The sequence below is a fragment of the Bacillus sp. mrc49 genome (genome assembly GCF_002803435.1).
On sequence record NZ_PHNG01000702.1, the window covers coordinates 1 to 12,904 of the forward strand.

At 42.6% G+C, this 12,904-nt stretch carries 10 protein-coding genes and 2 pseudogenes; 1 reads left to right on the forward strand and 11 read right to left on the reverse strand.

Going from position 1 to position 12,904, the window contains the following annotated elements; all coding sequences use genetic code 11:
* Positions 1–290: 290 nt before the first annotated feature.
* From CVN76_RS16580 to CVN76_RS16610, 7 genes are all read right to left on the reverse strand, one after another.
* A complete protein-coding gene (locus tag CVN76_RS16580) occupies positions 291–1,397 on the reverse strand; it encodes a glycosyltransferase family A protein (protein WP_100532183.1) in 1,107 nt (368 codons plus the stop codon).
* 39 nt (positions 1,398–1,436) lie between these two features.
* A complete protein-coding gene (locus CVN76_RS16585; RefSeq protein WP_100532184.1) occupies positions 1,437–2,963 on the reverse strand; it encodes a phytoene desaturase family protein in 1,527 nt (508 codons plus the stop codon).
* Between the two features lie 33 nt (positions 2,964–2,996).
* Positions 2,997–3,482 carry a glycosyl-4,4'-diaponeurosporenoate acyltransferase gene (locus CVN76_RS16590; RefSeq protein WP_100532185.1) on the reverse strand — a complete coding sequence of 162 codons (486 nt, stop codon included), beginning with the start codon at positions 3,480–3,482 and terminating at the stop codon, positions 2,997–2,999.
* 53 nt (positions 3,483–3,535) lie between these two features.
* Entirely contained in the window at positions 3,536–4,933 is a 1,398-nt protein-coding gene (locus CVN76_RS16595) for an aldehyde dehydrogenase family protein (protein ID WP_100532186.1), read from the reverse strand.
* Positions 4,926–6,422, reverse strand: a complete 1,497-nt coding sequence (locus tag CVN76_RS16600) for a phytoene desaturase family protein (RefSeq protein ID WP_442857582.1) — start codon at positions 6,420–6,422, stop codon at positions 4,926–4,928. The genes CVN76_RS16595 and CVN76_RS16600 overlap by 8 nt, the downstream gene beginning before the upstream one ends.
* Entirely contained in the window at positions 6,412–7,308 is an 897-nt protein-coding gene (locus CVN76_RS16605; RefSeq protein ID WP_232732286.1) for a phytoene/squalene synthase family protein, read from the reverse strand. Before CVN76_RS16605 ends, CVN76_RS16600 begins: the two co-directional genes overlap by 11 nt.
* A 188-nt stretch (positions 7,309–7,496) precedes the next feature.
* Positions 7,497–8,384: an alpha/beta hydrolase gene (locus CVN76_RS16610; protein ID WP_100532189.1), complete on the reverse strand. Its 888-nt coding sequence runs from the start codon at positions 8,382–8,384 to the stop codon at positions 7,497–7,499.
* Between the two features lie 492 nt (positions 8,385–8,876).
* Between CVN76_RS16610 and CVN76_RS16615 the strand changes: the two genes are divergently transcribed.
* The gene (locus CVN76_RS16615; protein WP_061142569.1) at positions 8,877–9,743 is read left to right on the forward strand and encodes a YihY/virulence factor BrkB family protein; all 867 of its coding nucleotides are present in this window, start codon (positions 8,877–8,879) and stop codon (positions 9,741–9,743) included.
* Positions 9,744–9,790: 47 nt separating this feature from the next.
* Here CVN76_RS16615 and CVN76_RS16620 read toward each other — a convergent pair whose 3' ends face one another.
* From CVN76_RS16620 to CVN76_RS16635, 4 genes and pseudogenes are all read right to left on the reverse strand, one after another.
* On the reverse strand, positions 9,791–10,957 hold the full coding sequence (locus CVN76_RS16620; protein WP_100532190.1) for a DHH family phosphoesterase: 1,167 nt from the start codon (positions 10,955–10,957) through the stop codon (positions 9,791–9,793).
* A gap of 407 nt (positions 10,958–11,364) precedes the next feature.
* Positions 11,365–11,835, reverse strand: a complete 471-nt coding sequence (gene ribH, locus CVN76_RS16625) for a 6,7-dimethyl-8-ribityllumazine synthase (RefSeq protein ID WP_061142571.1) — start codon at positions 11,833–11,835, stop codon at positions 11,365–11,367.
* Positions 11,836–11,902: 67 nt separating this feature from the next.
* A pseudogene (gene ribB / locus CVN76_RS16630) lies at positions 11,903–12,538 on the reverse strand (3,4-dihydroxy-2-butanone-4-phosphate synthase); the annotation flags it as partial.
* Between the two features lie 19 nt (positions 12,539–12,557).
* Positions 12,558–12,904: pseudogene (locus CVN76_RS16635) on the reverse strand (riboflavin synthase); the annotation flags it as partial.

Below are 12,904 nucleotides of genomic sequence, written 5' to 3' on the forward strand. Positions count from 1 at the left end.
ACTTGCAAACTCAGTTTCAGATTGAGTAGCATGTTGTCTAAAGTTACCTGCTTGATTTTTCTTTTCCATTTGTATTCACCTCCACGGTAGTAACATAACCAACATCGTGAGGTAGTATCCGGAAATTCCTCGCCTTCATAAATCTATTGGGGCAAAGGTTTCTACTTGAATTAACGGAAAAATGCAACATACAATACTTTACTATTCATTCTTTATTTTAGCTTTGAATTCTCGAAAATACGAAAATGAGCGTTGTCGCCCAATGGAGGATGGGACGGTAATTAAGATTTCTAGACATTTATTTTACGACCCTTCCATTTTACAGAACGTAAAACATTCACCCGGAAGAAGGAATATACATAGACTCCTGTGAAAAATAAAAACAAAAACGGATAAAATGGGAATACAGCCCATCTGAAATTACCGACCCTACGGGCAAACCATGCCGTTTGAATGGTATAGAGGATATACAATACTCCACTGAAAATAATGGCGGGAGTGTCTAATTCAATAATGGAAGAGATCAACGCTGTCGTAGAAATTAAACTGCCGGAAATCCAGATGATAACCATCAACATGATGACTGGATGAGTGGACTTGGAACCAACGGCAAAGCTTTTGCACCAGCCTTCTATAAGGCTGCTCAAGCCTTCCGGGTACATGCGTAAAGAGATGATCCCTTTGCCACCCAAGCAACGAACCGGGAGATTATGGTCAAGAAATGCCTGGCCCAGTGCCAGATCATCCATGATTTCTCCCTCGATCTTTTTATGCCCCCCGGACAAAAGATAATCGTCTCTATTGCATAAAATGCACGGACCGAACGAACCGGCTGTTTTAAAACGTGCTCCCCAAATGGTAAAAACATTCATGCCCACAATGACAATAATGTTAAATATTACAGAAAGGTGTTCGTACAAGCGATCAACTGTGTGATAGGGCTGTAAGGATACAATGCCCCTGGCTCCTTTTCCCTGGTAGAAATGCAGTAGATTTTTTAAACCATCCAAATTGGTGAACGCAGTATCTGCATCCAAAAACAATAGCCAATTCCCTTTTGCATGCATAGCACCACGCCAGCAGGCCGAAGACTTGCCGGAACCTTCATTTTTTAGAACATTTGCACCGTAACTTTGTGCAATTGCCACAGTATTGTCAGTTGACTGGTCGTCAACAACCAATATTTCAAATTGCTTGTAACGTTGTTCCTGCAAGGATTGCAATAACGGTGAGAGCCTGCCTCCTTCATTCCTGGCAGGAATAACGATTGACAGAAACGGAAGACCGGTATTCTTGCTGGAGGAGAAAATTGGAACTGGTAAAGACCAGAACATGATAATGGCAATCATAACTGCCAGAAAACCAATAGCAAGATTAATCACTTCTGAAGCTGTCATATAAAACGCCTCCTTCTTCTAAGAGTCATCAGAAAGTCTTCATTTTCCTGAATAATCGAACATTTCACCTGTATCGTCTTGTATCAGTTCCTGTGCAGTGATCCTGGCGGATAATAGCACGATAGGGACACCAGCACCAGGATGTGTGCTGCTTCCGGTAAAATACAGATCTTCACAATGTGTTGCTTTGCTTTGCGGACGAAAGTGGTTGCTTTGGGCCATGATTGGCTGCAAACCAAAAGTGGCGCCATTATATGCATTGAACTTCGACTCAAAGTCCAATGGTGTTGTATATGTTTCGGTTACAATCTCATTTTCAATGTTTTCAAAACCACTGATTTTTTTTAATTCATCTAAAATGTAACTGCGATAATAAGAAATGGTTTCCTCGTCCCACTGATAATTGGCTGTTGCTATATTCGAGACAGGCATCAGGATATACAGCCCATCTTTCCCCTCGGGTGCAAGGGAAGGATCCATTTTTGAAGCTATGTACACATAAAAGGAAGCATTCGTCAGTTTCTTCCCTGCAAAAATATCTTCCAGATTCTGATTTAGCTTTTCATTGAAAATAAAATTATGTACATGCCCAATTTCTTCATATTTTCGATCCATACCGAGATATAAAAGAAAACATGAACAGGTATATTTCATGCTGTCAATCTTTCTATCGGTATATTTCCCTTTAGCGGTCTTGTCTTTTATCAAGTGTTTCATGGCATATGGGAAGTCTGCATTACAAACGACAAAATCAGCAGAGATTTTTCTGCCCTCCACGATAATCCCGGTCGCCTTGCGATTATGAATGCAGATTTCCTGCACATCTTTGCCATAGTGGATGGTTCCTCCAAGTTCCGTGAAGAGCCTCTCCATAGAGAGTGCCATCGTATACATACCGCCTTTGATAAACCATACTCCATATAAAAATTGGATCATGGGGATCATGCTGTAAAAAGATGGACTTTCAATTGGGGAAATGCCTATGTACAACGTTTGAAAACTGATTAACTGCTTCAGCCGTTCATTCTTGATATATTTTCCTATAAAAGAATCTGCAGTGCCTCGTGCTTTCAGTTTCAACACTTTCTTCAGCATGGAAAGGTTATAAAAATCAGCCTTTTTGCGGAATGGCCTTTGAAGAATGTGATGCTTTGCAACGACAAAGCTTTTGTAGATTTCATGCAGATATAGAAAAAAACCTTCCGCATCCTCTTCGCTGATCGATTCAATCATCTGTGTCAATTCGGTAAGGTCTGAGGAGATATCAAAAGGCTTGTCGGGAATATCACTGAAGTAAGCCCGATAAATCGGGTTCAATTTTTCCATTGGAATATAATCATCGGGGTTACGTCCGCATAGTTCGAAAATCTCCCGATATAATTCCGGCATCATGACGATACTCGGCCCCAAATCAAATGTATAGCCATCCAGTTCAATTCGATTCATTTTGCCACCGGGAGTTGTTCCTTTTTCATATATCTCGACCTGGTACCCCGCTTGCTGCAGTCTGATTGCACTGGCAAGCCCTGCAACACCTGCCCCCACAACAATAACCTTCTTACTCATGTGCATTCCCTCATTTCCTTACAATATGCTGCTTCATTTCTTAACAAGTTCTGAAGTAATGGCAGTAATACGCCCGCGATTGTAGCGCTGAACAACGATAATGGGAAGGTTGAATACAAACGCATACAGGATCATCACCCAGCCCGCCCATACCGGATTCCACAAGAAGAACAACGGAGCAGGCAGAATGGAGAGCCAGTGTGTGAATTCCGCGCGTTTTGTTTCCGCAGCAAAGATCGTCAGGTCCCTCAACCCGTTGCCATGTAACCCCTTTTTACTGTAACCCTTTTTAAGAAAAATCGTGCCGTCTATAATATAGCCTTTCCATTTTTTCACCCGGAATAAACGCTGCCACAATTCTCCGGATTTTTCCCAAGAGAAGATCCGAAACCAAAATTGATCTCTTAGAAACCATACCAAAGGCAGTTTCATACAAATGGCAGAAATGGACAGATGAAAAAAGGGCCATGCAAAAATGTCGATGATAATGATCCATTGGACAGGTAATGTAACAATCATGATAATTCCCCTCATTTTCTATGCTTCACAGGTAACATCGTGTTCTATGAATTCTACAACAGCCACTTTCTTAACTTCTTCAAGAATTTCATATTTCTATCGGAATAAGGCGGGAATTTCCCTTGAACATGGATGAAATGATAGGCTTTGTAATCTGTTTTATCATAGCTGAAGGCTAAAAAACCAGCCTTTCCATGATAAGCACCGTATCCGCTTCTTCCACCCCCTCCAAATGCGACATGGGGATTCGCGGCATGATGTATCACTTGATTGGCGCTAATGGTCGGTGACTTCATATGTTCCATGAACTGCAGGATTTGTTTATTATCTTTACTGAAAATATATCCTGTAAGTGCATCACGTTGAATCCTATCACTAGATAATAATGTTCTTAAATCTGTATATGGAATGACAGGGAGTACCGGGCCGAATATCTCTTCCTGAAAGATAGAACTCTCCGGTTTCAAATTCACAACCACCGTTGGTTCGATGAACCGATCGTTTCTATCATACTTCCCGCCATGCCAGACATCCCCCTCCCCGATAAAATCAACCACCTTCTGGAAATGTGCATCGTTACAAATCCTACCATAATCAGCGCTTTCCTGGGGTCGATCTCCGTAGAAAGCTGAAAGCGAAACGGATATTTCAGAAAGTGTTTTTTCGTAAATGGACTGATGGACAAACAGTGTGTCCGGCGCAATACACGTTTGTCCCGCATTAAGAAACTTACCCCAGACGATTTGCTGGATTGCCGCTTTCGAAAAGCCTGTTTCATCCATGATACAGGGGTTTTTGCCGCCGAGTTCCAGTATCACCGGTGTGAGTTGATTGGCCGCCTGCCGCGCTACCGCTTTTCCTGTCTGCTGACTGCCTGTGAAAAAAATCAGGTCAAAAGGTGAAGAAGTCAATAGGCTGGCGGTTTGAGCATCCCCTGTAACAACTGTTAATTGTTCGGGAGGAAATACGTGATTAATGACCTCTCTAAGCAGTTCACCAGTTGCAGGTGCATGTTCAGATGGTTTGATCACACAGCGGTTTCCGCTGGCTATCGCTCCGATGGCAGGCATTAATGCAAGCTGGAGCGGATAATTCCACGAACTAATGATGAGTATACTCCCGTATGGATGCCTCATTCTTTTGATCGCTTCCACATATCCAAATTTTAGATGTCGGGACCGAACAGGCTTGGTCCATTTTGTTAAATGCTTGCATACATAATCTATTTCATTTAATAAGACTGCAATTTCAGATGAAACGCTTTCGAAAGGCGGTCTTCCCAAATCTGAATGAAGGGCTTGAATAAATGCCGTTTCATGCTCCAAAAGAATGGTCTTCAGCTTCAATAGCTTTTTTTTACGCATTTCAATTGAAAGGTCGGCACTGGAAAATAGATCCTCTCTCTGCCTTTCCGGTAATGTCTTTAGAAAATGACCGTGATTGTCAGACATTGGATACATCCCTCTGAACAATTTTCTCGCTTACAAGCTGACCACTTAATGTAACCATTGGCATTCCGCCGCCTGGGTTTACCGTTCCACCGACAAAATATAGATTGTCGTAGCGTTCACTCTGTTTCGGATGCTTAAATCCTTTATTCTTCATGCGGTCTGACACCGTTCCATAAATCGCACCGCGGTCGGAGCCATACACCCTCCTGATATCTTCCGGTGTCCATACATCCTTTGTGACTATATTGTCCCGTAAGTCATGCAGGCCCATTTTTTCCAATTTGATCAAAACCCGCTCAGAGAATCGTTCATAGTCCTGCTGTGTATAAGGTTGTTGATCCCGAATATAGGGAATATGGGGCAGTACTTTTATATTTTCATATCCTGCAGGAGCTTGTGTCGGATCCGTCTTATTGACATTGACCAAATAAATGACCGGGTCGTCAGGCAGCTCATGACGATGGAAGATCGAATGCATTTGCTGCTTCATATCTTCTGCGAAAAAGAAATTATGATGGCGCAGCTGCGGATAGCTCTTTTTCACTCCCAAATGCATCACGAGGCCGGAACTGGCCGGCTCGAATTTCTTTTTCAGTTTTTTTACATAATGGCTGTCTTCTTCCAGTAAACGTTCGTAAACCGGTATGACTTCCATATTGGAAACAAAATAATCTGCTGTTAGTTTTGTACCGTCTTTCAAAACAGCTCCGTTAATTTTCCCATTCTTTTTTTCAAGTTTTACGATCTGCTTTCCTAGGTGGAAGGTAACACCCACTTCCTCAGCCAGCTTCACCAGGCCACTGGAAAGATTGTGTAAACCGCCGGGTATATACCATACACCCTGGTCATGCTGCATGTAGATCATCATATTCAACACGGCCGGTGCATCGTAAGGGGACGAACCCACGTACTTGATAAAATAGGAGAGCATCACACGGAGCTCCTCATTACTGATCCGTTTATTAATGGCTCCATGAACCGTAGAAAACAGATCGAAGTTCCTCAAAGCGGTGAACAAACCGGTATGTTTCATGATTTGTCTCGTAGTATCAACGCCATGCTGAAAATAGGTTTTATCCGTCATATCATAAAGTCTTTTCGAATAGTGAAGCAGATTTTGATATTCTCGCATATCATTTTCACTCAGGGCTGGGTTCTTCTCTTGCATTTCGTTCAAATCTTCATATAAGTCAATGACATTTCCACCAGGGAAAAAGGAGCGCCATTGATGATCCAGCTTTTCAATCGGGACATAATCCTTCATGGATTTTCCACTCGCGGAAAATAATCGTTCAAAAATCCGAGGCATCGTCAGGATGGATGGGCCAAGATCAAAACCAAAACCATCTTGATCCAGCCTGTTCAATTTTCCTCCAATGTGGTTGTTTTTCTCATATAAGGAGACATCGTATCCTGCTTGCGCAAGTGAAATCGCAGCTGACAGTCCACCGAGTCCGCCTCCGATGATGATTACGGTTTTATTTTTCAACTGTAAATGCATCTCCTTCCCACAAACCAAAGACGTTGTTGGCTGCAGCATTGATTTGGGCCATTTTTTCTTTTGTAACATAGTTTCGTTTAGTTAGACACTGGTATTCATTGTTTCGCACAGCGTCAAGTATGCCTCTGTAAATGTGAGCAGACAGATAGACGGGTATGCGGCTATCTTGATCTAACAGCTCGATGTTGAACAAGAACTTGCTATATAGTGATTCAGCTCGAGAAGCAAGTTTTTCCCATAGGCCGATGAAATTTTCATTGATCGTGCCGTTATGTAAATCATGCTGTGAATAGTGGACATGGGTTAGTTCGTCTTCGGGTAGATAGATGCGATTTTTCTCACGGTAATCTTCTCCAATATCACGCAGGATATTCGTTATTTGCATGGCAACGCCAAGACTTATCACTGATGAATGCAAATCCGCAGAAGATCTCGAAGCGATGACAGGAACAAGCATTAAACCAACGGAACCAGCTACATAGTAACTGTACCTTTCCAGTTCATCCATTGTTTTCGGGGGTGTAAATGACAAATCCAAGGATTGCCCAGTCAGCTGGTCATAAAATGGGCTGATATCCATGTCATACGTATTGAATACATGTCTGAGTGCGCGCCATAGTGGCTTATCCAATTCCTCATGCTCGTTGAACAAATCAAGTTCTTTCTTTAATTGTCTCAGCAACTGAACCTTTTTCTTGGATGACTGGCTTCCATCTGCACACTCATCTGCGGTTCTGCAAAAAGCATAGATGGCATAAACGGCTTTTGCTTTTTCACTAGGGAGTTGTGAAAATGCATAATAAAAGATTTTGGAATGTTTTTTTATGACCTTTTCACAATAATCGAAATCGGCTTGCCTTTGCTCTTTATCCATATCCATCTCCTTCTGATCCATTTCCAGATCATTGAAATGTAATAAAGCGTCGATTGGGCAGGTAAACTTTTTTCTACTGCTACCAAGTCTGTAACCTTAGAACTTAGTATAATTCCTGGTTCTCCCCAAAAAAAACTTGAATGTGCTGAACATCCCTTATATAAGGGAGTATGGAAGAAGGAAGTGTTTCAATTTTCATAGGATTCGACCACTTTTTTGATTTTCCATGCGATCAACTGCCAAGCCTCTTCAGCTCGTTCTTTTGGACCTAGATGGGTAAAAGCGTGAGAACATTCTTTGAATAGCTCATCTTGAACGTTTATCCCTGCTGCTTTTAATTTCTCCGCATAGCATTCGGCTTCTGGTCTAAATGCGTCATACTCCGCTATGAGGATAAGGGCGGTAGCTAAACGGTCACTGATCTCGGCACGAACAGGGGAAGCGTGAGGATGCCCCGCTAGTTCTGTGTCAGATAGGTAACACATATTTATAAAATGGGCAACTTGAGGGTATCGGGAACGCCACTTATCTCGTTCTGGTTTATCCGCATGCGGAGTGACAAAATCCAGCATCGGGCAGGATAGCACTTGGAGCAGCGGCTGATCGTCCCCTTTCTCTTCAAGGTAGAGACAGAGAGCGGCTGCGATATTTGCACCTGAACTTTGTCCGCCGACCATGATTTTTTCCGCATCAATATCCAAATCATCGGCTTTTCCCTTCACCCATTGAAGAATGTCATAGCCCTGTTCAATCGGTTTGGGAAACGGGTATTCCGGTGCTTTCGCATAATCGACATTAAGAACCACACATTCCGCCTGATTGGCCAAGAAGCGGCAATAAGGATCATCCATCTCCTTTTCATTCATTATGAACGCTCCACCATGGAAGTTGATGTAAACGGGGAGCTTTTCCTGTTTTGCTTCCAAAGGATAATATAAAGATAGATAAGTACGTTGAACAGATGTCTCAACTACCACATTTTTTTTCATTTTTACTTGCTGCAGGGGAATCATGGGTGTTTTCTTTGCTTGATTGGGGAGGAGACGCAGTAATTTTGCAATAATTGTAGTGAACATCGTGTAACCTCACTTTTTTAACATTATAGCTGGAATGAAACGCATCTATACTCCCCCTTTCGTGTAGCCTACACATAATTTTTACAGTCCATAATGCTCCTTAACTATCTATTCCACAAAAAATGGCGTAACCCTGCTTTGGAATTCCCCTGTTAATTCAGTCTCGTTCGTCTGTTTAACGCCTTTTCTTAACGACAATTCCAGCTCGTCTTCTTCCTTACCTGCACTTTCATTGTGTTCTGGTACGAGGACGGCCCATGAACATAACCTGGCTGCATTCTACAACGGCACGGTCGATCTATACCCATCGGAACTGCGGGTATTAAGAATCCCATTTTCCGTGCAATGAAAATGGACTGACAAGCTCTAACCTTGCAAAATCATATACCGTTCCGATAAATCATACAATTTCTTTTAATAAAGGGATTAAATTTCCGCAGCATAGGGAAAAGAAGCAGATAAACTAAGTAACTTGTCAGGAGTGATGCCCGGATGGATAAATCGATAAGATTTTCGAAAAAACTTATCAAAGAAATAAAGGAAGATCGTGTCACAGGACTGGCAGCAGAACAAGCATATTACTATTTACTCGCACTATTTCCATTGCTCATATTACTGCTGTCCATATTGCCTTACCTGAATATCGATATTCAAACAGCCCTGGATACGCTCAAGACCTTCATGCCTGCGGAAACGATGGAAGTCATCGAGAAAAATATCATCAATATATTGAGTGAACGCAATGGCGGTTTACTGACAATTGGTTTCCTTGGCACTATATGGTCCGCTTCAAACGGTATGAATGCGTTCATCCATTCCATGAATATCGCTTATGATGTGGAAGAAACAAGGAATTTCATTAAAGCCCGCTTCATTTCCATTGCATTGACATTAGGCTTGGTCGTTGCATTCATCGTGATGCTCGGTCTTCCCGTCTTCGGGAAAGTCATCATCGATTTAATACAGCAAGTCATTCCCATCCCGGAAGAAATGCAAATCTTATTCAGTTTATTACGATGGGTCATAGCGGTTGTTGTCATATCACTCGTTCTTACCTTTTTATATCGATTCGCCCCGAATAAGAGCTTTCCGATTAAACATGTCTTTCCTGGTGCAGTGACCGCAACTGTCCTTTGGTTAGCGATTTCACTTGGGTTTTCTTTTTATGTCAGCAATTTTGCCAACTATTCCTCCACTTACGGAAGTTTGGGAGGGGTCATCATCTTGATGCTGTGGCTTTATTTAAGCGGCCTGATCTTTGTCGTCGGAGGAGAAATCAATGCGATCCTTCACCATCAAAAAAACATACCAAACAAAAAGTCACGTACACTTGTACACCCCGTCCCGCTAAAAAGGTAAATAAAAAGGCAAAAGCGGCTGTCCCATACGGACAGCCGCTTTCTTATTCAACCCTTATTGACGAACTCTTCATACCTTTCATCATGGGCCAGCCATGCCGCGTATTTCCGCTTCATGTATTTTTCCGCCTCCCCAAAGGTATCGAAAGTTTTTTTCTGTTGTTTTCCGTTGATTTCAACAATCCATTCCTCTTCCTCGTCTTCAAAGATGAATATGTCTTGTTTCTCTCTCGTTGAATAGAGGCAGCCCTCTGGGGACTCTTTTACATTCAATTGATTTTTGTGGGCATCGCGTTTCAGGGGCTCGGCAAAGAATGTCTTTTCGACGAACTGACTGTACGCCTTCTCTGACATGGTGCAGCCGGCAGCCTTTTGATGTCCTCCCCCATCATATTTTCCGGCAACCTCGGATACATCTATGTCATCATGGATTGTCCGGAAGCTGATTCTTTTACTTCCGACCATCAGGATGGCGATATAATCCAAATGCGAGAATTCCTTTGATAGTTCATTTCCCAATTCCGAGTGATATGACTCGGCATGGACCACACCAGCAGTATGAGGGCCGACAGTAGCCTGATAAACTTCTCTCTTCTTCCTATTTATGTACCGATCCACCCGACTCTCTTCCACTTTCAAAAGAGTTTGCTCCACTTCATCAAAGGTGAAGCTTTCGTCCGTGGACAGCTTTTGAGCTATTTTCGTCTCGAATTCCTCGATTGGAATCATGAAGAATAGGTCATTTAACCGTTTTGCCGTTGCATTTTTATTAACTTCCCATTCCCATGTATCGTATTGGCGGACCAATTCCACAAATTCGGCTACGATGCTTGAGGGCTCCAGCAGCTTGTTTTCAATTGCATACTGATAAAATAATGAAGTCGCTGCCGTCTGTTTACCGTCTTCCTGCTCGACCGTCACAGATGCCCAGTCATGTTCGTTCAAATGCAGTGCTGACTTATGATGGTCTATCAGCATCGCCTTGCCTCCATCGTCAACAAACTGCGAAATCATCTTTTCGTTATCTTCATCAACCGAAAGATCGGTAACAATCAATGTATCCTCGATTTTTGCCTGCTCCAGAAATGCTCCTACGTTCTGGTTAAGCCGCCCGATCGAGTTATAACTAACCACTACTTCTTCTCCGAATGCCAGCTTAGCCACAATGCCGCAGCCGACTCCATCTAAATCATTATGTGTAAAGAGATGGTACACACAAACCCCTCCTAATAACTAATAAATTTACTTTTCCCTAAAGAAATGAATTTCAATTGCAATCTTTACAATTGTAGCATAATCATCTTGCCTATTTTATCATGCTTTGATTACCTCGTGTTTTTGCCCGTTATTTAAATCCTTTTTCTTTTCGCGGTAATTCCCTTTAAACGATAAAAAGTATCCCTCTTTGCTTCCTTTTGTCATAAAAATTACGACCACCGATTAGGCGAAGAACATGTTATCATCAGGATTAATGTTCAGCGGATGTCAGCAGGGCGCTTGCATCTTAGATGGGAATTGTGCGTCCCTGGAAGAGGTTGCCCGCGAGCGAAGTTGACCCAAACCTGGAAACGAACATAGGAAAGCCGCAGGGATATTCCTCCCTGCGGCTTTCCTGAATAAAATTATTGCTCTATCAGCTTTCCAAGGTTAGCCATTTCAATGGCACTTACTGCCGCTTCATAGCCTTTGTTGCCAGATTTAGTTCCTGCACGCTCAATGGCTTGCTCGATACTCTCGGTCGTCAGCAGACCGAAGATAACCGGTACGCCCGTGTCCAAGGATACGGCTGCCATTCCTTTAGCTGCTTCATTGCATACATAATCATAATGTGAGGTCGCACCCCTGATAACAGTCCCAAGACCGATTACTGCATCATATTTTCCTGTATTCACAAGTTTCTTCGCGATTAACGGCAGCTCGAAAGCACCAGGAACCCAAGCGATATCCACATCATTTTCATCAACGCCATGACGCTTAAGGCCGTCCAACGCCCCGCCCAAAAGCTTGCTTGTGATAAATTCATTAAACCTTCCTACAACGATTCCCACTTTCAAACCTGATCCGATTAATTGTGCTTCAATGATGTTCCCCATATCCCAATTCCTCCTATTTTATAAAACGTTTAATTTTTTGTTCATGCTTTAAACCTTACGAATTTTGAACGTTCAGTTCCAGTTCCTGTTTTTCGGTTGTTTCGGCTTGTTGAAGGTACTGAATCAAATCAGCAATCGTTATGAATTTCAAATTGAATTTATCGGCGATGACTTCTAAATCGGACACCCGTGCCATCGACCCATCTTCATTCATGATTTCACAGATGACCCCAGCTGGTTTGGCACCGCATAACTTGGCCAGATCCACAGAAGCCTCCGTGTGCCCTGCCCGCTTAAGTACGCCGCCTTCTTTAGCGACTATCGGAAAAGTGTGGCCGGGCCTATGGAAATCCCCAGCAACCGAATCTTCTTTAAGAAGCTCCAGAATGGTCAAGGACCTTTCAAAGGCACTGATTCCTGTAGTCGTATTTTTATGGTCGACACTTACCGTAAAAGCCGTTCCATGCTGGTCGGTATTTTCCCCGACCATAGGATGCAAACTCAGCTTTTCCGCCAGTTCTCCAGTTATGGTTGTACAGATCAAACCTCGTCCATGAGTCGCCATGAAATTAATCGCATCCGGTGTCGCCTTTTCAGCAAGTACAACAAAATCGCCTTCATTTTCCCGATCTTCATTATCTGATACAATTACTACCTTGCCAGCTTTCAACTCTTCAATTGCTTCTTCAATCGTATGGAACATCCATTACACCGCCCTTGTCTTAAAATCCGTGCTTTGCTAAAAACTCTAGATTCAGTCCTGGTTTTGAGTCGCCTTTTTTCATTTGATGTACAATATATTTCCCAATCATGTCGTTTTCAATGTTAACGATATCTCCAGCCGCTTTCTGCCCTAATATGGTGTCCATATGAGTCAAGGGGATCAAAGAAACTGTTAAAAGGTTTCTCTCAATCCCAAAAATCGTCAGGCTCGTTCCATCAATGGCAATCGATCCTTTTGGTATGCAAAAGGCACTTAGCCCTTCTTCCAATTGGATGACATAATAAACGGCATTTTCTTTTCGTTCTTTTTTTATGATTGTTCCGGTACCGTCGATATGACCTGAAA

What these genes read in the sequence shown, in the direction of transcription:
- CVN76_RS16580 (WP_100532183.1), bottom strand. Translation starts at nt 1,397, where the DNA reads ATGACAGCTTCAGAAGTGATTAATCTTGCTATTGGTTTTCTGGCAGTT.
- CVN76_RS16585 (WP_100532184.1), bottom strand. Translation starts at nt 2,963, where the DNA reads ATGAGTAAGAAGGTTATTGTTGTGGGGGCAGGTGTTGCAGGGCTTGCC.
- CVN76_RS16590 (WP_100532185.1), bottom strand. Translation starts at nt 3,482, where the DNA reads ATGATTGTTACATTACCTGTCCAATGGATCATTATCATCGACATTTTT.
- CVN76_RS16595 (WP_100532186.1), bottom strand. Translation starts at nt 4,933, where the DNA reads ATGTCTGACAATCACGGTCATTTTCTAAAGACATTACCGGAAAGGCAG.
- CVN76_RS16605 (WP_232732286.1), bottom strand. Translation starts at nt 7,308, where the DNA reads ATGGATAAAGAGCAAAGGCAAGCCGATTTCGATTATTGTGAAAAGGTC.
- CVN76_RS16610 (WP_100532189.1), bottom strand. Translation starts at nt 8,384, where the DNA reads ATGTTCACTACAATTATTGCAAAATTACTGCGTCTCCTCCCCAATCAA.
- CVN76_RS16615 (WP_061142569.1), top strand. Translation starts at nt 8,877, where the DNA reads ATGGATAAATCGATAAGATTTTCGAAAAAACTTATCAAAGAAATAAAG.
- ribH (WP_061142571.1), bottom strand. Translation starts at nt 11,835, where the DNA reads ATGGGGAACATCATTGAAGCACAATTAATCGGATCAGGTTTGAAAGTG.